The following is a 25,832-nucleotide window of genomic DNA, read 5'->3' on the forward strand; positions in this document are numbered from 1 at the left end:
CGGATCGCCGCCCGCTCGCTCCTACGGATGGGCGGCGCCTATAGGAGCGAGGCTTGCCCGCGATCGAGTGCGTTCGCCAACGGCTAAGCCGCGGATAACCCGACAAGCAGATGCACCACGCCTCCCGCCAGCGCCATCGTCCCGAGCACGCCAGCACTGCGTAAGGCCACAACATCGAGCAAGGTCGGATCATGCAATTCCACCCGCACCCGGGTCAGGGCCACGCGCTGCTGGGTCTTGAGGTTATTCGCCCCGCCCAGGGCTGCCAATAGCTCTGGGCTCAGGACGGCATCGCCGGTGGGGCGGGCTGTGGCTTTCGGCTGGTCAGGCACCAGGTCCGGGGTCAGGGCCTTCCAGAACGCCCGCTGCAATTTCTCGAACATGTTCAGTTCTCCAGAACCAGTGAAGGGGCCAGCGTCGATTGCTGATGCTGGTGCAAGGCGTCGCGCACCTGCTCGGCGCTTTCCAGGCCGAGAATGCGCCCGGCGAGGGCCTGGCATGGGCTCAACTCGACCTCGCGCACGCGGGCCTTGATCGCCGGAATCAGCGGCACGCTGACCGACAGTTCGTCCACCCCCAGCCCCAGCAGCAACGGCACCGCCAGGGTCTCCGATGCCAGCGCCCCGCAGACGCCGACCCACTTGCCGTGGGCATGGGCGGCCTTGACCGTGGTAGCGATCAGACGCAGCACCGCTGGGTGGAAACTGTCGGCCTGACTGGCCAGGCGCGGATGATCGCGATCCATGGCCAGGGTGTACTGGGTCAGGTCGTTGGTGCCGATGGAAAAGAAATCCACCTCTGGCGCGAACAGGTCAGCCAGCAGCGCAGCCGACGGCACTTCGATCATAATCCCCAGCTTCGGCAATTCCTTGAGGCCCATGGCCAGGGCTTCGTCCTCCAGCATCTGCCGCGCCTGCCGCAACTCCGCCAGCTGGGTGACCATCGGCAGCATGATGTGCAGGCGGGCCAGCCCGGCGCTGGCGAGGATCGCCCGGAACTGTTCGCGCAACAGCTGCGGGCGCTCCAAGCACAGGCGGATCCCGCGCATGCCTAGGAAGGGGTTGGCTTCAGGTTCCATCGGCACATAGGCCAGGGGTTTGTCGCCGCCGACATCCAGGGTCCGCACCACCAGGTTGCGCTCCGGCCCCAGTGCCCGGGCGATGGCGCTGTAGGTCGCGGCCTGTTCTTCATGGCTCGGGGCGACGCCGCGGTCCTGGTAGAGAAACTCCGAACGCAACAGGCCGACGCCCTCCCCGCCCAGACCCATGGCCTGCTCGGCCTCGGCCAGCGAAGCGACGTTGGCCGTCACCTCGAAGTGATGGCCGTCGCGGGTCACCGCGGCCTGGGCCGCCTGTTCCAGCTCCTGGCGCTGACGCTGTTGTTGCTGCTGACGCCGGGCCTGCAGCTGCTCGATCACCGCCGGCTGCGGCTCCAGGTGCAATTCACCCTGGTCGGCATCCAGCAGCACCGGCGTGCCGCTGGCCAGCGCCAGTACCTGTACCGGCAGCCCACAGACCGCCGGCAACCCCAGGGCCCGGGCCAGGATCGCCACATGGCTGGTGGCCCCGCCGCCGACCGTGGCAAACCCCAGCACCTTGCTGGTGTCGAGGCCGGCGGTCTGGGACGGGGTGAGCTGCTCGGCAATCAGGATCGCCTGCTCCGGCAGGGTCCAGGCGCTGTCCTGCACGCCCAGCAGCAACTTGAGCACCCGCTGCCCGACATCCATCAGGTCCAGGGCACGCTCGGCCAGCAACGGATTGCCCAGCCCCTTGAACAGCTCGGCGGTGGCCTCGGTGGCGCTGTTCCAGGCGAATGCCGCGCTTTTGCCGTCGGCGATCAGGGCATGGGCCTGCTCCAGCAGGCTCGGGTCTTCCAGCAGTTCCTGGTGAGCCTTGAAGATCTCGCCCTGGGCTGTGCTGGCGGCCTTGTCCCGCAGGACTTGCAAGACCTCGGTGGCCTGCGCCAGCGCCTGCTTGAGCTGCTCGCGCTGTGCCGCCTGATCGCCGGCGAACTCGACGACCTCGAGCTTCTGCTCGGCCACCTGCACCACCTGCCCGAAGGCCGACCCCGTCGAGGCGCAGACGCCCCGCAGCAACTTGCCCGATGGCGCGGCAACCGGCGCCACGGGTTCGGCGGCACTCACCGCGGTCACCGCCTCGCCACAACCACTCGCCAGCAACTCGGCCAGGGCCTTGATCGCCGCCTCGGCATCCGCGCCTGCCGCGCTGACTTGCAAGGCATCGCCCTGCGCTGTCTGCAGCGCCATGATCGCCACCAGGGACTTGGCGTTGGCGCTGGCCTGCTGCTTGTGCAGGCAGATGCTCGCCTTGAAGCCCTTGGCCGCCTGGGCGAACACCGCCGCCGGGCGCGCATGCAGGCCATTGGGATTGGGCAGCAGCACGGGTTTGGAGAACAGCGCCTCACCCTCTTCCTCGGGCTCCGCGCTTGGCGCAGGCTTGCCCAGGCTCAACTGCAACAGCGGCTGGCCGCTGTCCACCAGCGCGCTGTCCGCGGTCAGCCAGGTGAAGGGCTCGCCACTGACCACCAGCATCAGCGTCAACAGGCTGCGGGCGTGCACGGCGATGTAGTCGGCATCGAGCTCGATCAACGGCTGCCCGGCCTCGACCCGTTGGCCCTCCTGCACCAGGCGGCTAAACCCCTTGCCTGCCAGGTTCACCGTGTCCAGGCCGATGTGCATCAGCACCTGCACCCCGTTGTCGTCGGTGATGCTCACCGCATGGCCACTGTCCTGCACGTTGCTGACCACACCGGCCAGCGGCGCGCGCAGGGTCTGCGAGGTCGGGTCGATGCACAGGCCATCACCGATGACCCGGCTTGAGAACACCGGGTCCGGCACTTGCTCCAGGGGCATCAGCAGCCCGGACAGCGGCGCGAGCAGTTGCAATTGTTGGGTTGTAGCCATGACTTCACCTGCTGTTTGTTCTTGTAAGTGCCGATGGAGCGCGAGCCCCGACAGCATCGCTTATTTCCACCAGTACTCGACCTGCAATCCGACGTTCGCGCCATGCCTGGCGGTACCGAAGGCGCCGGTGTCGGACAGCGCCGAACCCGCCGCCAGCTCATTGGCCGCGCGCTTGGCGGCCTGGTTCCAGCTGGCATAGGTGTAGTACAGGCGCACCTCGGGGCGCGCCCAGAACTCCGGGCCCTTGGGCGACCAGGTCGGGGCGAAGGTGAACTTGCTGAGCTTGCGCGTGCCGCCGGGGGCCTCGACCTGATCGTGGCCCAGCTCGGTGACCAGTTTGAACTGCTCGCTGATGGCGTAGGCCGGGCGGATACCCAGGGAGATCCAGTTCTGGTCGTTACCGTCGGGGCGGATGTCTTTCTGGTAGATCGCTTCGACCTGCCCGCCAAAACGCGGGGTCAGTTGCCAGTCGAAAAACTCCACCAGACGGTAGCTCTTGTTGCTGTCGTCCAGTTGCACATTGCCGGTGTAGCCCAACCCGGTTCCCGGGCCTTCGCCGTACTGCAACGCCAGCTTGTTCTTGCCGCCAAGGAAGTCCTTTTGCACATGCTGGGCGGTGATGGCCCAACCCCGATGGGCGTCGCGGCTGTCGGGCTTGTCGATGTAGCTCAGGCCCAGTTCCAGCTCGCCGCCGGGGTTGGTCTTGAAACCGGCGACGTTGAAATCGTGCCGGTTGATGTAGTCCTTCTGGTACAGGTTGTCCTTGCGCGAGAAGGCGTAGCTGTATTTCAGATCGCCGATCAGCACGTCCTCGATACCGCCGCCGGTGGCGCTCTGGTTCCAGTAGTAGAAGTCGGAGATATGGATGTCGTTGCGCTTGTAGTAACGCCGACCGGCCCACAACGAGCCGCCATTGAGGCTGGGCATGTTCGACCACTGGGCATACATCTGCGGCATGCGCGCCGAGCCGTTGTCGCCCTGGAAGGTCAGGCTGCGGTCGTACCGGTTGTAGAGCGACGCCATGGCGTCGACGCTGAGCACCGAGCCGTCGTCCAGGGTGTAGAGGTCCTGGCGCAGTTCCAGCTCGGCGTACTGTTCGCATTCGTTGCCCAGGCGATATTTGGACTGCGCGCCGGGCAACTGGAAACAGGATTGCGAGCTGCTGTTGACCGAAGTGCCGAGACCGCTGCGCAGGTAACCGGCGAACTCCAGGGCCTGGGCTGGGAACGGTAGTGCCAGGCAGACGCAAGATGCTGCAAGGCCGCGATTTATTGTTGTTTTCATAAGCCACCCCATTATTTTTATTCTGTGTGTGTGCCCCGCAGGCGCCGCCCTACCGGCGAGCGAAAGCTCGCGGTGTGCCGGGCACGCCACGCTCTTGCGGGGAAGGTTGTCAGCGGTCGATCAGATGCAGGACAAAGGACTCGTAAGGCCGCAGGAACAGCTGGCGGCTGCGGGTTTCATGGTCCGCGTAGTTACTGATGACCAGGCGCTGCTCCGTGCGCTCGGTCATCACTCCCTCCGGCAACTGCACTTCGCAGGCGCTGCCGTAGAAATTGTTCACCACCAGCAGGCGCTCGCCCTGCCCTTCGCGCAGATAGGCCCAGACCTGCGGGTGCTCGGCCAGCAACTGGCGATACTCGCCGTCCTGGATCAGCGGCTCGCGACGGCGCAGGGCAATCAGCTGACGGTAGTGGTGCAACACCGAATCCGGGTCTTCCAGCTGCTGCTCGACGTTGATCAGTGCGGCATTGGCCGGCACGCCGATCCAGGGTTCGACGCTGCTGAAACCGGCATGGGCCTCGGCATTCCATTGCATTGGCGTGCGCCCGTTGTCCCGGGACTTCTGCATGATCGCCGCCATGTTGTCTGCTTCGCTGTCGCCGGCTTCGCGCTTGAGGCGGTAGATGTTCAGGGTCTCGACATCGCGGTACTGGTCGATGTGGGTAAAACCGGGGTTGGTCATGCCCAGCTCTTCACCCTGGTACACGAACGGCGTGCCCTGGAGGAAGTGCAGCGCGGTGGCGAGCATCTTCGCCGAAACCACCCGGTATTCGCCGTCGTCGCCGAAACGCGACACCACCCGCGGCTGGTCGTGGTTACACCAGAACAGCGCGTTCCAGCCGCCGCCGGCCTGCATGCCGCTCTGCCAGTCGGAGAGGATGCGCTTGAGCTGGAGGAAGTCGAAATCGGCGCGAATCCACTTCTGCAGGTTCGGGTAATCGACCTTCAGGTGGTGGAAGTTGAAGGTCATCGACAGCTCTTTCGACTCGGGCTGCGAGTAACGAATGCAGTGTTCGAGGCTGGTGGAAGACATCTCGCCGACGTTGACCAGGTCAAAGCCCTCGAAGACCTCGCGATGCATCTGCTGCAGGTACGGGTGCACGTTCGGGCCGTCGGTATAGAAGCGCCGGCCATCGCTGGCGTCTTCCGGGAAATCGGCCGGCTTGGAGATCAGGTTGATCACGTCCAGGCGGAAGCCGCCCACGCCCTTGTCGCGCCAGAAACGCATCATCTTGAACACTTCGGCGCGCACCTGGGGGTTGTCCCAGTTGAGGTCGGCCTGGGTATGGTCGAACAGGTGCAAGTAGTACTGGCCGGTCTGCGCTTCGTATTCCCAGGCGGAACCGCCGAACTTGGATTCCCAGTTGTTCGGCTGGTCGCGCCAGATGTAGAAGTCGCGGTACGGGTTGTCGAGGCTGCTGCGGGCCTCTTGGAACCACTCATGCTCGATGGAGGTGTGGTTGACCACGATGTCCAGCATCAGCTTGATGCCGCGCTTGCCGGCCTCGGCGATCAGCCGCTCGCAATCGGCCATGGTCCCGTAGCTCGGGTCGATAGCGTAGTAGTCGCTGATGTCGTAGCCGTTGTCGCGCTGGGGCGAACGCAGGAACGGGGTGAGCCACAGGCAATCGACACCCAGCCAGTGCAGGTAGTCGAGCTTGTCGACCACCCCCAGCAGGTCGCCGGTGGCCTGGCCGCTGTGGCTGTAGAAACTCTTCGGGTAGATCTGGTAGATCACCGAACGCTGCCAGTCTTGCATGGCGGGCTCCTTCAATGGGTTGGGTACTGGCCCTGGGGGCCTTATCGCGATCTGTCAGGCGACGCGATACCCCGGCCGGATGATCTTCATGCTCAAGCCGCAGGTCAGCACGAACGGAACCACCAGGGCGACGACCATGCCGACCACGAACATCGGGATGTACTGGGGAATGATCGAGATGAACCCCGGCAACCCGCCGACGCCAATGGCCGAGGCCTGGACCTTGTTCAGCGAGAGGAAAATGCTGCCCAGCGCCGAGCCGATCAGCGCGGCGTAGAACGGAAACTTGTAGCGCAGGTTGACCCCGAACATGGCCGGCTCGGTGATGCCGAAATAGGCGGAGATCGCCGAGGTCGAGGCCATGCTGCGGTCCCGCGCGTTGCGGCTCATGCTGAACACCGCCAGCGCCGCGCTGCCCTGGGCCAGGTTGGACATGACGATCATCGGCCAGATGAAGGTGCCACCCTGGGTCGAGATCAGTTGCAGGTCCACGGCGAGGAACATGTGGTGCATGCCGGTGATCACCAGCGGCGCGTAGAGCAGGCCGAAAATCGCCCCGCCGACCATCGGCGCCAGTTCGAACAAGGTGACCACGCCTTCGGTGATCAGGATCCCCAGGTGCCGGGTCACCGGGCCTATCACCGCCAGCGCCAGCACGCCGGTGACCACTATGGTGGTGATGGGCACGACCAGCAGGGTGATCGCGTTCGGCACCCGCGCCCGCAGCCATTTTTCGATGACGCTCATGACATAAGCGGCCAGCAGGATCGGCAGGATCTGCCCCTGGTAGCCGACCTTCTCGATCTGGAACAGGCCGAAGATGTCGAAGTACGGCAGGCTCTGGCCCTCCAGCCCGGCCACGGCCTTGCCGTAGTTCCAGGCATTGAGCAGGTCAGGGTGCACCAGCATCAGGCCCAGTACGATGCCGAGGATTTCGCTACCGCCAAAACGCTTGGCCGCCGACCAGCCCACCAAGGCCGGCAGGAACACGAAGGAGGTGTTGGCCATCAGGTTGATCAGGCTCCACACGCCATCCAGGGTCGGGTAGGCCTCGAGCAGGGTGCGGCCTTCGATGAACATGCCCTTGGCGCCGATCAGGTTGTTCACCCCCATCAGCAGGCCGGCAATGATCAGCGCCGGCAGGATCGGCATGAAGACATCGGAAAACACCCGCACCAGGCGCTGCATGGCGTTGGTCTTGTCGGCGCCCTTCTGCTTGACGTCGGCGATGGTGGAGGCGGCCAGCCCGGTGAGTTGGCGCAGCGCGGCATAGACCTTTTCGACTTCGCCGGGGCCGATGACCACCTGGAACAGGCCCCCGGTGAAAAACGAGCCCTTGACCAGATCGATCTGGTTCAGCGTCGCACTGTCCACCAGGCTCGGGTCCTTGAGCGCCAGGCGCAGGCGGGTGACGCAGTGCGCGGCTTGTTCGAGGTTGTCGGCGCCACCGAGGCTGTGCAGCAACTCGCTGGCGATCGTGGAATAGTCGTGGCTCATGCTTGTTCTTCCGCTTTGGTTTTTTGTTATTGGCAGCACGCCGAAGCGAAAAATACTCGTCTGTACGAGTTAAAGCAACAACTCGTACAGACGAGTTTGCGAATACCGCTTCGAAACCCAGGTCGTGGGGAGTTTCTTCTGTGCGAGAACGGCTTTAGATCCATGCTCTCCGACGGAGCACAGCATTCGCACCAGAAAATTCTTAAACTGCTGTAAGGTGTTTCATTGCCACTTCGACACCCGCAGTCAGGCGTTCGACCCCAGCGTCTCAAATAGACAAATCCGCTCACGGCCCTTAAGGTTCCCGCCTTGAGCGCAGACGGCACAGAGCCATCCCATGAGTAAATACAACCAGATCTACAGCGATCTGCTTGCCAGTATCACCACCGAGCGCCTGGAACGCGGCGCTCGCCTGCCTTCCGAAACCGAGTTGATGGACAGCTACCAGGCCAGCCGCGGCACCGTGCGCAAGGCCATCGAGCAGCTGCAGGAGCGCGGCTTCGCCCAGAAGATCCATGGCAAGGGCACTTTTGTGCTGTCGTCGCACCCGATCGAGTTCCAGCTGGGCGGCATTGTCAGCTTCCAGGAAACCTATCCGCGCCTGGGCAACGATGTCAGCACCGAGGTGGTGGAGTTCACCCAGTTTCCCCTCGAAGGCGCGTTGCGCGAACACCTGCAGGCCGAGGAAGGCAGCCTGATTACCCGCATCAAGCGGGTGCGGCGTATCGATGGCAAACGGGTGATTCTCGACATCAACCACTTCGTCGCCGAGTTGATCCCGGGGCTGGACCGGCAGATTGCCGAGCACTCGATCTACGCCTATATCGAGCAGACCCTGCAATTGCAGATCAGCTACGCCCAGCGGACCATCGAAGCGATTCCACGCACCCGGGATGACCAGCAGCACCTGGACCTCGAAGGCCAGAGCCACGTGATAGTGGTCAGCAACCAGACCTTTCTGCAGGACGGCCGGCAGTTCGAATACACCGAATCACGCCACACCCTGGACAAGTTCTACTTCTCGGACGTCGCCCGACGCTGACCGTCGCGGCAAGCCCGCTCAGCCCAGCAGCGCCACTAACTCGGCGCTCGGGGCGCCGACCCGGCGGGCCTCCTTGGCCAGGTTCACGGACTGCGCGACCCGCGCCACCTCTATCACCGGATGCTGCAACTGGTAACCGCCCCGGGCCTCCAGCCAGCTCAGCACTTCCGCCAGATGCCAGAGCGAGGCACTGCCCTCGTGGATCGCCAGGGGGAAACTGCCGGCATGGTTCAGCATCAGCTTGCGCATGTTCTGCCGGGAGACCCCGACGATGTCGGCAATCTCGCTCAGGCCGACGAAATCCGGGCTGGCCTCTACCAGCCGCGCATCCGGAATGATCCGCTTGATATCGCCCAGGGCACTGAGCAGGGCCGCCTCACCGCTTTCGGCCTCGCGACTGAACTCCAGCGCCAGGCGCCCCGCCAGCCCGGTACCGACCAGCGCATCGGTGCAGCCCCCCGCGCCAAGGCGCTCCACCAGCACGTCCGGGTCGCAGTCGTGGGCAGGCAGCAGGTAGTTGAGGGTAAACAGGTATTCCATGGTCATGACTCCCGACGAGGTTGCGGGACTTTCCCGCCGCGCAGCTGATTCAGCGTGCAGTTGTCGACTACCCGGCACAGCGCCCGGGCATGCTGGAGGGGATTTTTCGGCGTGCTCCACACACTGGTGATGCAGAATTCGCCACACCGGCACACCTCACTGTTGTAAGGGCAGTAGATCTTGCCCCAGGCATGACTACCGCCGACTTCGACGCGCCAGCCCTGCCACTCGGCGTAACGCAGCGCCATTTCAATGTCTTTCTTGGGATGAGGTGTGCGAGCCATCCATGGCCTCCAGTCTCGTCAACAATGAAAAGGTTGTCAACTGACAACCATGAATTCTTTCAACGCCTGCACCGGCATCGCCAAAGGCCGCCGCTGGGAATTCGATGAATGTCTGTCGAGGGTACACAGGCCAGGCGGGCGACAATGGGCCCATGTCTTTCCTGGTATTACGGGAGGGCTGGAAACCGAGCTTTTTAAAGACCCTGAAACACAAATGGCGATCGACACCCGAAGGTCTCGATCGCCATTGCTGTTGCCTGAACGATCAGCAGCCGATCACTCGGCCGGGATCATTCCCACTCGATGGTGGCTGGCGGCTTGCTCGACACGTCGTAGGTGACGCGGGAGATGCCTTCGATTTCGTTGATGATCCGGCCGCTGACGGTTTCCAGCAGCTCGTAAGGCAGGTGCGCCCAACGCGCGGTCATGAAGTCGATGGTTTCCACGGCACGCAGGGCCACGACCCAGGCGTAACGACGGCCGTCACCGACCACGCCCACCGATTTCACCGGCTGGAACACCACGAACGCCTGGCTGACCTTGTGGTACCAGTCTGCCTTGCGCAGCTCTTCGATGAAGATGTGGTCGGCGCGACGCAGCAGGTCGGCGTATTCCTTCTTCACTTCGCCGAGGATCCGCACGCCCAGGCCCGGGCCCGGGAACGGGTGACGGTAGACCATGTCGTACGGCAGGCCCAGCTCCAGGCCCAGACGACGGACTTCGTCCTTGAACAGCTCGCGCAGTGGCTCGACCAGCTTGAGGTTCATCTCTTCCGGCAGGCCGCCCACGTTGTGGTGCGACTTGATCACGTGGGCCTTGCCGCTCTTGGCGCCAGCCGACTCGATCACGTCCGGGTAGATGGTGCCTTGGGCCAGGAACTTGATGTTGTCCAGTTTGCAGGATTCGGCATCGAACACGTCGATGAAGGTACGGCCGATGATCTTGCGCTTCTTCTCCGGGTCGGCTTCGCCGGCCAGGTTGTTGAGGAACTGGTCCTCGGCGTTGGCGCGGATCACCTTGACGCCCATGTTCTCGGCGAACATGGCCATCACTTGCTCGCCTTCGTGCAGGCGCAGCAGGCCGTTGTCGACGAAGACACAGGTCAGCTGGTCGCCGATGGCCTTGTGCAGCAGGGCCGCGACCACCGAGGAGTCGACACCACCGGACAGGCCCAACAGAACGTTATCGGTGCCCACTTGGGCACGCACCTGGGCGATGGCGTCTTCAGCGATTTTCGACGGCGTCCACAGGGCTTCGCAGCCGCAGATGTCGAGGATGAAGCGCGACAGGATGCGACCGCCCTGCTTGGTGTGGGTCACTTCCGGGTGGAACTGCACGCCGTAGTAGCGCAGGTCATCGTTGAACATGCCGGCGATCGGGCAGCTCGGGGTGCTGGCCAGGATGTGGAAGTCTTCCGGCATCTTGGTGACCTTGTCACCGTGGCTCATCCACACGTCGAGGCCAAACAGGCCGTCGGCGTCGACGTGGTCTTCGATGCCGTCCAGCAGACGGCTCTTGCCGACCACATCGACGCGGGCATAACCGAATTCACGCAGTTCGGAACCCTCGACCTTGCCGCCCATTTGCTCGGCCATGGTCTGCATGCCGTAGCAGATACCGAAGACCGGCACGCCCAGGTCGAACACCGCTTGCGGGCAGCGCGGGCTATCGGCTTCGTGCACGGACTCGGGGCCGCCGGCGAGAATGACGCCTTTTGGAGCGAATTCGCGAATCGCTTCGTCATCCATGTCGAACGGATGCAGCTCGCAATACACGCCGATTTCACGCACGCGACGGGCGATCAATTGGGTGTACTGGGAACCGAAATCGAGGATCAGGATGCGGTGGGCATGAATGTCGAGGGCCATGATTCAGTCTCGTCTAGGTAATTCGAAAACAGTCGTGATTCAGAAACGACTCGGGGCTGAATAAAACAGCCCCGGTCATTTAACGTTTTGCTTGAAGCATCAACCTACGCGGTAGTTCGGCGCTTCCTTGGTGATCTGCACGTCATGGACGTGGGACTCAGCCATACCGGCGCCAGTGATGCGTACGAACTCTGGCTTGGTGCGCATTTCTTCGATGTTGGCGCTACCGGTGTAGCCCATGGAAGAACGCAGGCCACCCATCAGTTGATGGATGATGGCGGTCAGGGTGCCCTTGTACGGAACACGGCCTTCGATGCCTTCCGGAACCAGCTTCTCGGCACCTGCGGAGGAGTCCTGGAAGTAACGGTCGGAAGAGCCCTGGGCCTGGGACATGGCGCCCAGCGAACCCATGCCGCGATAAGCCTTGTAGGAACGGCCCTGGAACAGTTCGATTTCGCCTGGCGCTTCTTCGGTACCGGCGAACATCGAGCCCATCATCACCGCGGAAGCACCGGCGACGATGGCCTTGGACAGGTCACCGGAGAAGCGGATGCCGCCGTCGGCGATCAATGGAACGCCGGTGCCTTCAAGGGCCGCGGCGACATTGGCGATGGCGCTGATTTGCGGTACGCCGACACCGGCGACGATACGGGTGGTGCAGATCGAGCCAGGGCCGATACCGACCTTGACTGCGTCGGCGCCGGCTGCGGCCAGGGCCTTGGCAGCGGCACCGGTGGCGATGTTGCCGCCGATCACCTGCACTTGCGGGTAGTTTTCCTTGACCCAGCGAACGCGGTCGATCACGCCCTTGGAGTGACCGTGGGCGGTGTCGACCACCACCACGTCCACACCGGCGTTGACCAGGGCGGCAACGCGGTCACCGGTGTCTTTACCGGTACCGACTGCAGCACCTACGCGCAGACGACCTTGATCGTCCTTGCTGGCCAGTGGGTAAGCCTTGGCTTTTTCGATGTCGTTGACGGTCATCATGCCTTTGAGGGCGAACTTGTCGTCGACGATCAGCACGCGCTCGATGCGGTGCTTGTGCAGCAGCTCGCGCACGTCGTTCTTGTCGGCGCCTTCCTTGACCGTGACCAGGCGCTCTTTAGGCGTCATCACTTCACGGACGCTGGCGTCCATGCGGTTTTCGAAACGCACGTCACGGGAAGTGACGATGCCGACCAGGTCGCCATCGTGCAGTACCGGAACGCCGGAAATGTTGTGCATGCGGGTCAGTTCGAACAGGTCGCGCACCGTGGCGTCAGCCTCGATGGTGATCGGGTCTTTGACGACGCCGGCTTCGAACTTCTTGACCTTGCGGACTTCGGCAGCTTGCTGCTCGATGGTCATGTTCTTGTGGATGATGCCGATGCCACCTTCCTGAGCCATGGCGATTGCCAGACGGGCTTCAGTGACGGTGTCCATTGCGGCGGAAACCAGTGGAATATTCAGCTCGATGCCACGGGTAAGACGGGTCTTGAGACTGACTTCGTTAGGAAGCACCTCGGAATAACCGGGCACTAGGAGAATGTCGTCGAAGGTCAGAGCTTCTTGGCTGATACGCAGCATCGCGGGGGCTCCCGAGCGGGAAAATGGAAGCGCGCCATTATACTCAGACACCTACCCGGGCTCAATGTAAAAGTCTGTCTATTATCAACGGGGTGATGGATGGGGAATTTGCCGGAACACAGCGTCTGTTTCGCGGGCCAGCATTGCACCTGCCGACGATGATTTCATCACCCGGACCCGGCTGCCGAAATCCCCTTACAACTCCACCTTCACCCAACTCACCGGCTGATCCAGCCATTCGGCGAACTCGTCGAGAAAGCTCTGCTTGAACCCGGCCTCGGCCCAGTTGTTGAAGATGAAACCAAGGTTGGAAAAGCCGCACTCCTGCAAGAACAGAAAACCATTGATGTCGTCTTCATGCCCGCACTCGGGGCAGGTGAAGTTATCGGTGCGCCCGGGCATCCAGTCTTCCAGGCTCTCGAACAGCGCCTCCCCCACTTCCTGACGGCACTCGGCGCAGCCCGCTTCCTCGAGAAACCCCTTGGCCGGAGTATAGATGCAGCGCTTGGTGATGATCTCCAGGCCGTTGACCGGCTCGCCGAAGGGCAAGGCCTCCGGGTGCAGCACTACCTCCCGCGCGCCTAGGGCAATGGCGTGCGCCATGCGATTGCCGGTACGGCCACAGGTGCTCAAGGCTTCCTCGACGATGTTCTTGCGCACCAGCCAGCGCACGATCGCCTGGGCGCGGGGTTCGTGAACCGGCAAGGTGGAGATTTTCGGAACGATGATGCTTTGCGAGTTCATGGGTGGGGCCTGAAGCGTCTGAAGGGAAGTCTGCGTTGCCTGCTCGGACAATACCGCCAGCAAGCCGATACCTACCCATAAGTGTAGAAGTCGGCGTGCCTGGCAGATCCGAGGGCCCGCAGCTTAATCCCTGAACCCCACAGGTCAAGTGCTCAGGTAACGGCCGATCAGGGCAATGCCGCTGGCCAGCACCAGCCAGGTCACCAGCCGGACGAACGCCTCGCGGGACAACTTCAGGGTCAGCCGCCGCCCCATCCACAAGCCCAGCGCCATCGCCGGCAACAAACACAGCGCCAGCAGCAATAAAGGCAGTTGCGCATAAACACCGGCAATGGCGAACAGGCTCAGGCGCACCACCGTGCTGCAACTGATCAACGCACTCTGGGTGGCCCGCGCCGCATCCTTGGGCAGGCGGCTGTTCAGATAGATTGCATATAAAAAGCCGCCACTGCCGAACAGCGCCCCGAACGTTCCACCCACGGTCCCCATGGGAATCGCCCAGCCCGCCGCCAGCGCCTTGGGCCTTGCCTTGACCCACAGGCTGTACACCGCATAAGCGCTGATAAACAGCCCCATCAACAGCAGCAACAGGTCGGATTTGAGGTTGAGCAGGAAGATCACCCCCAGGGTGCAGCCCAGCGCCATGCACGGCAGCAGGCGTACCAGTTCGGAGCGATCGACATCCCGCCGCGATGGCAAGAGGTTGCCGAAGGCCGCGACAAAATCCAGCAGTACCAGCAGCGGGATTATCTTCGACAGCGGCATGAACAGGATCAGCACCGGCCCGGCCACCAGCGCCGTGCCGAACCCGGCAATGCCGAACACGATATAGGCCAGGGCGATCCCCAGGCCGATCGCCAACCAGCCACTCGCCCCCCACGACCACTGCCCCAACAACTCGACCATGCTCATCGATTCGCCATCCTCCTTTAATCAAGGAATGACTTTAGCCAGCCACAAGCCTTGCGACTAATATCATCAAAGCCATCCACCCATCTCAAAAAGGCATGACGAGTGATTTCAACCCGCCAACTGCGCTACTTCGTGGAAATTGCCGACAGCGGCAGTTTCAGCGCGGCTGCCGAACGTCTGTTCATTGCCCAGTCCGCCCTCAGCCGACAGATCAAGGAACTGGAAACCCACCTCAAGACCCCGCTGTTCGAGCGCACCGCGCGCCTGCCCAGGCTGACAGCGGCGGGCGAAGCCTTCTACCCGCGCGCCCGCAGCCTGCTCAATGAACTGAACAAGGCCAGCGAGCTGGCGACCCAGGTCGGCCATGGGCAACTGGGGACATTGCGCTTGAGCCACTCCAGCACGGTGTCCATGAGCGGCCGCTTGCTGCGGGCCATCAGCAGTTATCTGGAACAGTGCCCAGGCGCCTCGATGGACATCGCCACCCTGTCTTCCGAAGCGCAGCTGGAGGAAGTCGCCGAAGGCCGGCTGGATATTGGCCTGCTACGGCTGCCGGTACTGCGCCAGCGCGAGGGCGTGCGGATCACGCCGCTGTTCAGCGAGCGCCTGCTGCTGGCGGTGCCACCGGGTCACCCTCTGGTATCAGCCCCTCCTGAGCAGGGCGTGGATCTGGCGCAACTGCGCGACGAAGCCTTTATCTCCATTCCCCATCCACAACGCGGAGGCCTGAGTTACCTGTCGGCCGAGCTGTGCATGCGCCAGGGCTTTTTTCCCAAGGCAGCGCGGGTGTTGTCGCGCAAGACCACACAGTTGCAATTGATCCAGGCCGGATTCGGCATCGCCCTGCTGCCCGAATCGATGCAAGACATTGCACCCGCCAGCCTGCACTTCCTGCCCTTGGCAGACCCGGCGTGCCAGAGCACGGTCGCCCTCGCCTGCCGGCAGGACCCGACACCTCTGGTCAAGCAGTTCATCGAACACTTCCACGGCGCCCTCACGCCCTAACCGCCGAAGGAGTATTCGAGGCCAACGGCATCGTCTCCTTTTATTTCGATCCATGGAGATTGTTTACCGAATGCCTTTAAACTGCGCCCCATGATTAAAGATCCCTTTGCAAGACTCGGCCTGGACCGCGAAGTCCTGACCGTCAGCCAGCTCAACGGCCGTGCGCGGGTGTTGCTGGAAGACGTGTTCAGCAACATCTGGGTCGAAGGCGAAATCTCCAACCTCGCCCGCCCGGCGTCCGGCCATGTGTATTTCACCCTTAAGGACAGCGGTGCCCAGGTGCGCTGCGCGCTGTTTCGGCAAAATGCCGCGCGGGTGCGCCAGGCGCTGAAGGACGGCCTGGCGGTCAAGGTGCGCGGCAAGGTCTCGCTGTTCGAGGGCCGCGGCGACTATCAGCTGATCCTCGATACGGTCGAACCGGCCGGCGATGGCGCCCTGCGCCTGGCCTTCGATGCCCTGAAGGAAAAGCTCAGTGCCGAAGGCCTGTTCAGCACCGAACGCAAGGTGCCGCTGCCCGCCCATCCGCAGCGCATCGGCATTATCAGTTCGCCGACGGGCGCGGTGATTCGCGACATCATCAGCGTGTTCCGCCGCCGCGCGCCGCAGGTGGCCCTGACCCTGATCCCGACCGCCGTGCAAGGCCGCGAGGCGACCGCGCAGATCGTCCGGGCCCTGAAAATGGCCGATTCCCGGGGCTTCGACGCACTGATCCTGGCCCGTGGCGGCGGCTCCCTGGAGGACCTTTGGTGCTTCAACGAAGAAGCCGTGGCCCGGGCGGTGGATGCCTGCGTCACACCAATCGTCAGCGCCGTGGGTCATGAAACCGACGTCTCGATCAGCGACTTCGTCGCCGACGTGCGTGCACCGACGCCCTCGGCGGCCGCCGAGTTGCTCGCACCGGACTCCAGCGACCTGCGGCATCGGGTCGAAAGCCTGCATCGACGCCTGGTGATGCGCATGCGCGATCGGCTGCTGCGCGATCGCCTGCGCCTGGAAGGCATGGCCCGGCGCCTGCGCCACCCCGGCGAGCGTCTGCGTCAGCAAGCGCAGCGCCTGGACGACCTGGACATGCGCATGCGCCGGGCGTTCGAGCGCAGCCTCAATACCCGCCGCGAACGCCTGATCCGCCTGGAAACCCGGCTTGCCGGCCAGCACCCGGGGCGTCAGCTGGCGCTACTGCGACAACGCCTCGACAGCCTGGCCGAACGCCTGCCACGAGCCATGCGCGAAGGCCTGAAATCCCGCCGCCTGCAACTGCAAAGCCAGGTGCAGACCCTGCATGTGGTCAGCCCGCTGGCCACCCTCGGCCGTGGCTACAGCATCCTGCTGGACGAGCGCGGCCAGGCCATTCGCAGCGCCGCACAGACCCAGCCGGGCCAACGCCTCAAGGCCCGTCTTGGCGAAGGCGAACTGCAGGTCCGGGTCGAAGACAATCACCTGACGCCTGTCACCCTTTCTTTATTGGATTGATCCATGCCGCGTTTTCTGAGCTCCCTGCTGTTGCTGTGCCTGACCTTCAACGCCCACGCCGATAGCTACATCACTCGCCTGTTGAACAAACCGGTGCCCGGCGGCGTGGCGGTGATCGACCTGGGCAGCGCCGCCCAGGCGCCCAAGGCCAGCTATCAGGGAAAACCGCTGCTGGTGGTCAAGGAACAGAACAACTGGCTGGCGATTGTCGGCATCCCCCTGACCGTCAAGCCCGGCACCCAGCAGATCAGCGCTGGCGGTCGCAGCTTGAACTTCAGCGTGACCAGCAAGAAATACCCGGAACAGCACATCACGCTAAAGAACAAACGCCAGGTCAACCCCGATCCAGCCGACCTCAAGCGCATCGACGCCGAGTTGGCCGAGCAGGTTCGCGCCTACCGCAGTTTCAGCCCCAACACCCCGAGCAACCTGCTGCTGGACAAGCCGGTGAGCGGCCCGCTGTCGAGCAAGTTCGGCGTTCGCCGCTTCTTCAACGGTGAGGAGCGCAACCCACACGCCGGGCTGGACTTCGCGGTGCCCGCCGGGACACCGATCAAGACTCCCGCGGCCGGCAAGGTGATCCTGATCGGCAATTACTTTTTCAACGGCAACACCGTATTCGTCGACCACGGCCAGGGCTTTATCAGCATGTTCTGCCACATGTCGAAGATCGACGTGAAGGTCGGCCAGCAACTGGCCCGCGGCGGCGTGGTCGGGAAAGTCGGCTCCACCGGGCGCGCCACCGGACCGCACATGCACTGGAACGTCAGCCTGAACGACGCCCGGGTCGATCCGGCGATCTTTATCGGTGCCTTCCAGCCCTGAGTCATGGCTCCTGCAGGGATTGCGCAGGTTCAAAAGTCTGCGCAATAAGATCGAGAAAGCCATCATTCCGACAGAATAAAATCTCGCAAAATTTCCGTTTTAAGAGATTTATCTCAATTTTTTTCGACTGCTTGCCATCTTTCACCCCAATGGTTAGGGTTGAGGGCATGAAAACCTCTCACACCCTCATTCAGCGCCGTCAACACCGAAGCCTCTGCCTCGTCAGCGCACGACTGCCAGGTTGAGTCGCGGTACCTCGTCCCCTGCTTCAAACAGCACACCCATTGATTCACCGGCAGGCCGCCTCTTTTCGGCCCGGACAATAAGGATTTCCCCATGAGCATGCTCAAAGACCCTTCCTCGAAGTACCGCGCGTTCCCGACCATCAACTTGCCGGACCGCACCTGGCCGTCGAAGACCATCACCAGCGCGCCGATCTGGTGCAGCTCCGACCTGCGTGATGGCAACCAGTCGTTGATCGAGCCGATGGATGCGGTGAAGAAGCTGCGTTTCTGGAAAACCCTGGTCGCCGTCGGTGTGAAAGAAATCGAGGCCTCCTTCCCGGCTGCTTCGCAGACCGACTTCGACTTCGTGCGTACCCTGATCGAAGGCGGCCACATCCCGGACGACACCACCATCCAGGTGCTGACCCAGGCCCGTGAAGACCTGATCGCCCGTACCTTCGAATCGTTGCGCGGGGCGAAGAAAGCCATCGTCCACCTGTACAACGCCACCAGCCCGTCGTTCCGCCGCATTGTCTTCAACCAGGACAAGGAAGGCGTGAAAGAGATCGCGGTGAACGCCGCCAAGCTGTTCGTCAAATACGCCGCCCAGCAGCCGGAAACCCAATGGCAGTTCGAATACTCGCCAGAGACCTTCAGCGCCACTGAGCTGGAGTTCGCCAAGGAAGTCTGCGACGCGGTGATCGAGGTCTGGAACCCGACGCCAGCCAACAAGGTGATCCTCAACCTGCCGGCCACCGTCGAAGTCGCCACACCGAACATCTATGCCGACCAGATCGAATGGTTCGGCCGCCACATCAACCGTCGTGACAGCGTGCTCATCAGCCTGCACACCCACAACGACCGTGGTACCGGCGTGGCCGCCACCGAGCTGGGCCTGATGGCCGGAGCCGACCGCGTCGAAGGCTGCCTGTTCGGCAACGGCGAACGTACCGGCAACGTCGACCTGGTCACCGTGGCCCTGAACCTCTACACCCAAGGCATCGACCCGGAGCTGGACTTCTCCGATATCGACGGCGTGCGCAAAGTGGTCGAAGAGTGCAACCAGATCCCGGTGCACCCTCGTCATCCGTATGTCGGCGACCTGGTTCACACCGCCTTCTCCGGTTCGCACCAGGATGCTATCCGCAAGGGCTTTGCCCAGCAGAAATCCGATGCGCTGTGGGAAGTGCCGTACTTGCCGATCGACCCGGCCGACATCGGCCGCAGCTACGAGGCGGTGATTCGCGTCAACAGCCAGTCGGGCAAAGGCGGTATCGCTTACCTGCTGGAACAGGAATACGGCATCAGCTTGCCGCGTCGCATGCAGATCGAGTTCAGCCAGGTAGTACAGCGTGAAACCGATCGCCTGGGCCTGGAGATGACCGCCCAGCAGATCCACGCGCTGCTCCACAGCGAATACTTGCAGGCCAACACCCCGTACGCGCTGGTCAGCCACCGCCTGCAGGAAGAAAACGGCCACAGCGCCGTGGAAGTGGAAGTGTCCGGCAAGGGCCAGGGCGAGACCAACCTGCACTGGCGCGGCAAAGGCAACGGTGCCCTGGAAGCCCTGGTGGCCGGCTTGCCGATTCCGGTGGAAATCATGGACTACAACGAGCACGCCATCGGCGCGGGCACCAACGCCAAGGCCGCGGCCTATATCGAACTGCGCGTGAACGGCGAACGCGCGGTGCACGGTGTGGGTATCGATGAAAACATCACCACCGCCAGCTTCAAGGCCCTGTTCAGCGCGCTGAACCGCTCCCTGAGCCAGCTGGACGCCAAAGCCGCCTGACGGTTTCACGGCGACAAAAAAGCCCCGGATGATCCGGGGCTTTTTTATTGTGTATTTATTGCCTCACTCAGGCGGTGGTATTGATCCGCGCCGTCAGCGCCTGGAGCAAGGCCGCCTGCAACACCTGCAGGTTGTTGGCGGTGATCGCGATCTGCGCCTGCACCTCCAGGGCCTGTTGCGCCTTCTGCTCCTCGTTCGCCTGGCCCTTCTGCACCCCGGACAATTGCGACTGCTGCTCGGACAGGGTCTTTTCGGTCTGGTCGATCTGCTTCTGCAACTGCGCGACCATATCAGCGGTGGGCGAGCTGAAATCGGCCTTGGCGCCGTACTCCTGCATATCGACACTCACCGAATCGCTGTCTTCGGCAACGCTCTTGTCCTGCACCTCGAGCGGACTGGCCTGCTGCTCGGCGATGTTGAGCTTTTGCGGCGCGGCCCCCAGCGGGAATGGATTGATGCTCGCTGCACCGATAGTGGTCATGATGAATCTCCCTGAAAATCCTCTTATCCCTTAACGGCCCACCCCGACAGATCTTTAAGCCTGGGTGAACTCGAAGGTGTCGGCATCGAGGTAGGCTGGAAAGCGCGCGCGATAGGCGGCCAGGTCCGCGGCATTCAGGCAGACCTGGAATACCCCGTCGGCCTCACCGGCGCTGAGCAGGGTCTCGCCCTGGAAATCCAGCACCTGGCTATCCCCGGTGTAGGCAAACCCCTTGCCGTCGGTGCCGACCCTATTGACCGCCGCCACATAACACAGGTTTTCGATGGCCCTGGCCGGCAACAAACGGTTCCAGTGCTGACGCCGCGCCCCCGGCCAGTTGGCCGTGTACAGCAGCAAGTCGGTATCCCGGGCATCGCGGCTCCACACCGGAAAACGCAGGTCGTAGCAGATCAGCGGCCTGACCCGCCAACCCTTGAGTTCGAATTGCACCTGGCGCTCGCCCGGCGTGTAATGATCGTGCTCGCCCGCCATGCGGAACAAATGACGTTTGTCGTAATGCCAGACCTCGCCGTCGGGACGAGCCCACAGCAGGCGGTTGCGGTGGCTGCCGTCGGCGGCCTGGATTATCACGCTGCCGGTGACCACCGCACCGAGCCTGGCGGCCTGGCTGCGCAGCCACTTGCTGGTCGGACCGTTTTCCGCCTCGGCGAGCGCTTCAGACTCCATGGAAAATCCGGTAGTGAACATTTCCGGCAGGATAATCAGATCGGCACCCCGGGCCTGTTCGAGCAACAGCTCGAAGTGCTCGAGATTGGCCTGGCGATCGTGCCAGACCAGGGAGGTCTGGATCAGCGCCACATTCAGATTGGGCAAAGCACTCAGATCACGCATAACTTCTCCGCTGCCTGACGCAGCGTCTCCTCACGTTTGGCAAAGCATAGCCTTACCAGACGCTGTCCTTGCGGTGGCTCGCGGTAGAACACCGACACCGGAATAGTGGCGACGCCGTGCTCGCGGGTCATCCAGATCGCCATTTCGATGTCATTCAGGTCCGGACGGATCTGCGAGTAGTCCACCAGTTGGAAGTAAGTACCGGCCACCCGGGTAAAGCTGAACCGCGAAGCCCCCAACAGGTCGCAGAACAGGTCGCGCTTGGCCTGATAGAAAGCGGGAAGCTCTTCGACATGTTCCGGGTGTTCGGCCATGTAGTCCGCCAGAGCGTACTGCAAAGGGGTCACGCCGCAGAAGCTGACATATTGATGCACCTTGCGCAGCTCCGCGCTCAGGGCCGGTGGAGCAACCACGTAGCCGGTTTTCCAGCCGGTCACGTGATAGGTCTTGCCGAAGGAACTGACCACGAATGCCCGCTGGTACAGCTCCTCATGGGCCAGCACGCTGACGTGGGGGATGCCGTCGAACACCAGGTGCTCGTACACCTCGTCGCTGACCAGGTAGATATCCCGATCGCGAATCAGCGCCGCCAACTGGTCCAGCTCGGCACGACTGATCAGGGCGCCGCTAGGGTTGTGCGGCGTATTGAGGATGATCATCCGCGTACGCGGGCTCAGGGCTTCGCCGAGTTTCTGCCAATCGATGGCGAAATCGGTCAGGCCAAGCTGCACATGTACGCAACGGCCGCCGGCCAGCTCCACCGAAGGCTCATAGCTGTCATAGCAAGGATCGAAGACGATCACTTCATCGCCGGCCTGGATCACCGCCTGGATGGCGCAGAAGATCGCCTGGGTGGCGCCCGGAGTGATGGTTACCTCGGTGTCGGCATTCACCTGCACGCCATAACTGCGGGCGATCTTGGCCGCCACTTGCTGGCGCAAGGCCGGCAGGCCGGTCATCGGTGCGTATTGGTTGTGACCGCTGGCGATATGCCGGGCGACCGCATCGCACAGGGCCTGCGGGCCATCGAAGTCGGGAAAACCCTGAGACAGATTCAGCGCGCCGGTTTCCACGGCGAGCTGCGACATTTGCGTGAAGATGGTGGTGCCGACATTCGGCAGCTTACTGGTGATCATGGGTGATTCCCTGCTGAGCACCCGGCTCTACGGCGGCACGGGGAGGTCCCGAGAATAGCCCAAACCACAGGCATGAAAAAGGGCGCCAAAGGCGCCCTTTTTCCAAGACAAATCCTGTAGGAGCCGGCTTTCCGGCGAAGCGTTGAACCAGGTCCAGGGCTTCACCGGCAAGCCGGCTCCCGCAGCGAGCTTCAGCGCTTGTCTTTGCGCTTCTTCTCGGCCTTTTTGTGGTGTGTCATCAAACGACGCTTCTTGTTGACCTGACGGTCGGTGAGCGTGTTCTTGTTGCCTTCGTACGGGTTCTCACCACCCTTGAATTCGATGCGGATCGGCGTACCGACCAGCTTCAGAACACGACGGTAGGTGTTTTCCAGGTAGCGCACATAAGACTTCGGCACCTTCTCCACCTGGTTGCCGTGGATCACGATCAGCGGCGGGTTGGCGCCACCCAGGTGGGCATAACGCAGCTTGATGCGACGGTTGTTGACCATCGGTGGCGCGTGCTCGCTCACGGCGTCTTCGAGAATCTGCGTCAGGCGGCTGGTCGGCCAGCGGGTCACCGCGGACTTGAAGGAGTTCTGCACCGACTGGTAGAGGTTGCCCACGCCAGTACCGTGCAATGCCGAGATGAAGTGGATATCGGCGAAGTCGACGAAGAACAGCCGGCGCTCCAGTTCGGTCTTCACATAGTCACGCTCGCGCGGGTCCATGCCATCCCATTTGTTCAGGGCGATGACCAGGGCCCGGCCTGCTTCCAGGGCGAAGCCCAGCAGGTTCAGGTCGTGGTCCACCACGCCTTCGCGGGCGTCCATGACGAAGATCACCACGTTGGCGTCTTTGATCGCCTGCAGGGTCTTGACCACCGAGAACTTTTCGACTTCCTCGTGGATCTTGCCGCGCTTGCGCACACCGGCGGTGTCGATCAGCGTGTACTTCTCTTCGTTACGCTCGAAGGGAATGTAGATACTGTCGCGGGTGGTACCCGGCTGGTCGTAGACGATGACCCGATCTTCGCCGAGCATGCGGTTGACCAGGGTGGACTTGCCCACGTTCGGCCGGCCGATGATGGCGATCTTGATCCCGTCTTTTTCGCTCGGGCCCGGAATGCGCTTGGCTTCCTCGCCTTCGACAACGACTTCTTCCTCACCCTCTTCCGGCTCGTCTGCGTCGTCTTTCGGGAACTCGCGCAAGGCGATTTCCAGCATCTGCGTGATACCGCGGCCGTGAGCACCGGCGATCGGGATCGCGTCGCCCATGCCCAGCGGGGCGAACTCGGCACGCGCCATGTCAGGGTCGATATTGTCGACCTTGTTGGCAATCACGTAAGAGGTCTTGTTCCGTTTGCGCAGGTGCTCGCCGATCATCTGGTCGGCCGCGGTGAAACCGGCCTTGGCATCTACCAGGAACAGGACGACATCGGCTTCTTCGATGGCCAGCAGCGACTGCTCGGCCATCTTTTCGTCCATGCCATGCTCGTCACCGGAGATACCGCCGGTGTCGATCAGAATGTAGGTACGCCCTTGCCACTTGGCCTCACCGTATTGGCGATCACGGGTCAGACCGGACAGGTCGCCGACAATGGCGTCGCGAGTCCGAGTCAGGCGGTTGAACAAGGTGGACTTGCCGACGTTCGGTCGGCCCACCAGGGCGATTACGGGAACCATGCGGCTCTCCACTGCGTTAATTCAGAAAATACAAAAGCCGCTGCGAGGCAGCGGCTGGTGCTCGGGGCAGCACATCGCGTGCTGCGAACCTTGCCGGGGCAAGGCCGCTTGGGGATCAACCCCAAGCATAGTCAAACCATTACTTGATGGTCAGGGCTTCCAGTTTGCCGCTGTTGCCATACACATAAATCATGTTGCCCACCACCAGTGGACGCGCACGCAGACCATCGCTGTCGATACGCTCACGGCCAACGAAGCGACCGTCCACCTGGCTCAGCAGGTGCAGGTAACCTTCCAGGTCACCGACCGCCACGTAGCTGGAGAAGACTTCCGGGGCCGACAGTTGGCGGCGAGCCAGCGAGTCGTTGCTCCACAGTGCAGTGGTGGAACGCTCGTCGACGCTTTCGACCGTGCCGGAAGACAGGCTCACATAGACGCTGCCGAAACCTTGAGCGACACCCGCATAGCTGGAAGCATCGCGCTGCCAGAGCGGACGACCGCTTTCCAGGTCCAGCGCCGCTACGCGACCCTGGTAGCTGGCGACATACAGGGTGCCGCCGGACAACAGCAGGCCGCCGTCGATGTCGACTACACGATCCAGCTCGGAACGACCTTGCGGAATGGCCACGCGCTGTTCCCACACCGGCACGCCGTTGCGGATATCCAGGGCCACCACTTTACCGGTCGACAGACCGGCGACCGCCAGGCGGTTGGTGGTGATTGGCGCACTGGTGCCACGCAGGGTCAGTACTGCTGGGGTGCTGTCATAGACCCACATCTGGTTGCCGGTAGCGGCGTCGAGGCCGATCACACGGTCATCCTGGGTCTGGACCACAACCACATCCCCATTGGTGGACGGCGGAGCCAGTACTTCACTGGTCACCCGCGCGCGCCACTTCTCTTCGCCGCTCGAAGCGTCCAGGGCAACCACTTCGCCCTTGAGGGTACCGATCATGACCAGGCCGTAACCCACGCCAACGGCACCGGACACAGGCAACTCCAGGTCCTGTTTCCATTTGACGTCGCCGTTCATGCGATCCAGCGCTTCTACCACGCCAGTAACGTCGGCGGCATAGATGGTGCTGCCGTCGATCGCCGGAACCAGCATGTTGTAGGTTTCGCCCTGGCCGTCACCGACCGAACGGCTCCACTGTTTCTGCAGGACCACTTCTTCTTTGAAGTCGACCAGTTCGGCAGGTGGCAATTCTTTCTTGCTGTTGCTGCTGCAACCCGCGGCCAGAACGGCCAGAGCCAGCAATGCTGCATGTTTCCAACGGATCACGTCACGCATCCCCTTTGGCCAGGTCGTCCAGCTTGATTTGTAGGCCGCCGACTGCCGCTTCATCGGACAGCGCGGCCTTGGCTTTTTCGTACGCAGCATGGGCTTCGTCGGTACGACCCAATTGGACCAGCAGGTCGCCCTTGAGCTCTTCGCGAGTGGCCAGGAATGCCTTGTCGGCATCGCCTTCGAGCAGCTTCAGTGCTTCTTCGGCCTTGTTCTGCGCCGCCAGGACCTGGGCCAGACGCTGACGGGCGATCTCGCCCAGCGTCGGGTTGGCCGGCTTGTCGGCGATGGCTTTGAGCTCGGTAGCCGCGTCGTCCAGCTTGCCGGTGTCGACCGCCACCTTGGCGACGAACAGGCTGCCGTATTGCGCGTAGGCGGTACCGCCGAACTCGCTGTTGAGCTTGCCGGCCAGGTCTGCGACACGGGCTGCATCCGGCTTGCCGTCAGGCGTCAGCGTGGTCTCCAGCAATTGCTGATAGAGCATCGAGGCGCCTTGCGACTGATTGTTTTGATACTTGTGCCAGGCCTGCCAGCCGAACACGATGACCAGCGCCAACAGGCCACCGGTGACCAGGGGCTTGCCGTTGCGCTGCCACCAGTCCTTCAAATCCGCCAGCTGTTCATCTTCGGTACTCGACACCCCAATACTCCTTATTCGCTAAATCGGCTGTTTGAC

General features: G+C 62.7%; 22 protein-coding genes. 5 read left to right on the plus strand and 17 right to left on the minus strand.

What is annotated here, in order from left to right:
• Nucleotides 1-83 precede the first annotated feature (83 nt).
• The 5 genes from J4D52_RS06080 to treP form a co-directional block, all read right to left on the minus strand.
• Entirely contained in the window at nt 84-383 is a 300-nt protein-coding gene (locus J4D52_RS06080; RefSeq protein WP_063432868.1) for a PTS transporter subunit EIIB, read from the minus strand.
• A 2-nt stretch (nt 384-385) separates the two neighbouring features.
• Nucleotides 386-2,923 carry a phosphoenolpyruvate--protein phosphotransferase gene (gene ptsP, locus J4D52_RS06085; protein ID WP_102676060.1) on the minus strand — a complete coding sequence of 846 codons (2,538 nt, stop codon included), beginning with the start codon at nt 2,921-2,923 and terminating at the stop codon, nt 386-388.
• Nucleotides 2,924-2,983: 60 nt separating this feature from the next.
• A complete protein-coding gene (locus J4D52_RS06090; RefSeq protein ID WP_063432870.1) occupies nt 2,984-4,207 on the minus strand; it encodes a carbohydrate porin in 1,224 nt (407 codons plus the stop codon).
• 109 nt (nt 4,208-4,316) lie between these two features.
• Nucleotides 4,317-5,966: an alpha,alpha-phosphotrehalase gene (gene treC / locus J4D52_RS06095; protein WP_063432871.1), complete on the minus strand. Its 1,650-nt coding sequence runs from the start codon at nt 5,964-5,966 to the stop codon at nt 4,317-4,319.
• A 54-nt stretch (nt 5,967-6,020) separates the two neighbouring features.
• On the minus strand, nt 6,021-7,463 hold the full coding sequence (gene treP / locus J4D52_RS06100) for a PTS system trehalose-specific EIIBC component (RefSeq protein ID WP_016703477.1): 1,443 nt from the start codon (nt 7,461-7,463) through the stop codon (nt 6,021-6,023).
• A gap of 337 nt (nt 7,464-7,800) precedes the next feature.
• On the opposite strand from treP, the gene treR reads away from it, so the two are divergent.
• Nucleotides 7,801-8,505: a trehalose operon repressor gene (treR, locus tag J4D52_RS06105; protein WP_063432872.1), complete on the plus strand. Its 705-nt coding sequence runs from the start codon at nt 7,801-7,803 to the stop codon at nt 8,503-8,505.
• A gap of 18 nt (nt 8,506-8,523) precedes the next feature.
• Here the strand turns inward: treR and J4D52_RS06110 are convergent, their stop codons facing one another.
• The 6 genes from J4D52_RS06110 to J4D52_RS06135 all read right to left on the minus strand — a co-directional run bounded on the left by J4D52_RS06110 (nt 8,524) and on the right by J4D52_RS06135 (nt 14,422).
• The gene (locus J4D52_RS06110) at nt 8,524-9,045 is read right to left on the minus strand and encodes an AlpA family transcriptional regulator (protein ID WP_063432873.1); all 522 of its coding nucleotides are present in this window, start codon (nt 9,043-9,045) and stop codon (nt 8,524-8,526) included.
• Between the two features lie 2 nt (nt 9,046-9,047).
• Complete coding sequence (locus tag J4D52_RS06115; protein WP_009050624.1) at nt 9,048-9,329, minus strand: hypothetical protein; 282 nt, start codon at nt 9,327-9,329, stop codon at nt 9,048-9,050.
• A 290-nt stretch (nt 9,330-9,619) separates the two neighbouring features.
• Nucleotides 9,620-11,197: a glutamine-hydrolyzing GMP synthase gene (gene guaA / locus J4D52_RS06120; protein WP_016703480.1), complete on the minus strand. Its 1,578-nt coding sequence runs from the start codon at nt 11,195-11,197 to the stop codon at nt 9,620-9,622.
• A gap of 99 nt (nt 11,198-11,296) precedes the next feature.
• The gene (guaB, locus tag J4D52_RS06125) at nt 11,297-12,766 is read right to left on the minus strand and encodes an IMP dehydrogenase (protein WP_025806086.1); all 1,470 of its coding nucleotides are present in this window, start codon (nt 12,764-12,766) and stop codon (nt 11,297-11,299) included.
• 195 nt (nt 12,767-12,961) lie between these two features.
• Nucleotides 12,962-13,510 carry a hypothetical protein gene (locus J4D52_RS06130; RefSeq protein WP_063432874.1) on the minus strand — a complete coding sequence of 183 codons (549 nt, stop codon included), beginning with the start codon at nt 13,508-13,510 and terminating at the stop codon, nt 12,962-12,964.
• Between the two features lie 144 nt (nt 13,511-13,654).
• Nucleotides 13,655-14,422: a sulfite exporter TauE/SafE family protein gene (locus tag J4D52_RS06135; RefSeq protein ID WP_028683312.1), complete on the minus strand. Its 768-nt coding sequence runs from the start codon at nt 14,420-14,422 to the stop codon at nt 13,655-13,657.
• Between the two features lie 102 nt (nt 14,423-14,524).
• Between J4D52_RS06135 and J4D52_RS06140 the strand changes: the two genes are divergently transcribed.
• The 4 genes from J4D52_RS06140 to leuA all read left to right on the plus strand — a co-directional run bounded on the left by J4D52_RS06140 (nt 14,525) and on the right by leuA (nt 19,738).
• Nucleotides 14,525-15,427 carry a LysR family transcriptional regulator gene (locus J4D52_RS06140; RefSeq protein WP_102676059.1) on the plus strand — a complete coding sequence of 301 codons (903 nt, stop codon included), beginning with the start codon at nt 14,525-14,527 and terminating at the stop codon, nt 15,425-15,427.
• Nucleotides 15,428-15,517: 90 nt separating this feature from the next.
• Nucleotides 15,518-16,897, plus strand: coding sequence for an exodeoxyribonuclease VII large subunit (gene xseA / locus J4D52_RS06145; RefSeq protein WP_102676058.1), 1,380 nt, complete (start codon nt 15,518-15,520; stop codon nt 16,895-16,897).
• 3 nt (nt 16,898-16,900) lie between these two features.
• Nucleotides 16,901-17,722, plus strand: coding sequence for a peptidoglycan DD-metalloendopeptidase family protein (locus J4D52_RS06150; protein ID WP_063432877.1), 822 nt, complete (start codon nt 16,901-16,903; stop codon nt 17,720-17,722).
• Between the two features lie 336 nt (nt 17,723-18,058).
• The gene (leuA, locus tag J4D52_RS06155; protein ID WP_063432878.1) at nt 18,059-19,738 is read left to right on the plus strand and encodes a 2-isopropylmalate synthase; all 1,680 of its coding nucleotides are present in this window, start codon (nt 18,059-18,061) and stop codon (nt 19,736-19,738) included.
• 67 nt (nt 19,739-19,805) lie between these two features.
• Here leuA and J4D52_RS06160 read toward each other — a convergent pair whose 3' ends face one another.
• The 6 genes from J4D52_RS06160 to J4D52_RS06185 form a co-directional block, all read right to left on the minus strand.
• Nucleotides 19,806-20,219 (minus strand): hypothetical protein, encoded by a 414-nt coding sequence (locus J4D52_RS06160; RefSeq protein WP_025806095.1) that lies wholly within the window; start codon nt 20,217-20,219, stop codon nt 19,806-19,808.
• Between the two features lie 54 nt (nt 20,220-20,273).
• Nucleotides 20,274-21,071 carry an amidohydrolase gene (locus J4D52_RS06165; protein WP_025806096.1) on the minus strand — a complete coding sequence of 266 codons (798 nt, stop codon included), beginning with the start codon at nt 21,069-21,071 and terminating at the stop codon, nt 20,274-20,276.
• Nucleotides 21,059-22,207 (minus strand): pyridoxal phosphate-dependent aminotransferase, encoded by a 1,149-nt coding sequence (locus J4D52_RS06170; RefSeq protein ID WP_063432879.1) that lies wholly within the window; start codon nt 22,205-22,207, stop codon nt 21,059-21,061. Before J4D52_RS06170 ends, J4D52_RS06165 begins: the two co-directional genes overlap by 13 nt.
• Before the next feature lie 191 nt (nt 22,208-22,398).
• Entirely contained in the window at nt 22,399-23,871 is a 1,473-nt protein-coding gene (gene der, locus J4D52_RS06175; RefSeq protein WP_102676057.1) for a ribosome biogenesis GTPase Der, read from the minus strand.
• Nucleotides 23,872-24,010: 139 nt separating this feature from the next.
• Nucleotides 24,011-25,162: an outer membrane protein assembly factor BamB gene (bamB, locus tag J4D52_RS06180; RefSeq protein WP_009050636.1), complete on the minus strand. Its 1,152-nt coding sequence runs from the start codon at nt 25,160-25,162 to the stop codon at nt 24,011-24,013.
• Complete coding sequence (locus tag J4D52_RS06185; RefSeq protein WP_025806099.1) at nt 25,155-25,796, minus strand: tetratricopeptide repeat protein; 642 nt, start codon at nt 25,794-25,796, stop codon at nt 25,155-25,157. The genes bamB and J4D52_RS06185 overlap by 8 nt, the downstream gene beginning before the upstream one ends.
• Between the last annotated feature and the right edge of the window lie 36 nt (nt 25,797-25,832).

Origin of the sequence: Pseudomonas sp. GW460-12-10-14-TSB1, assembly GCF_017349775.1 — a bacterium.
In the GTDB taxonomy this organism is placed as follows: Bacteria; Pseudomonadota; Gammaproteobacteria; order Pseudomonadales; family Pseudomonadaceae; genus Aquipseudomonas; species Aquipseudomonas piscium.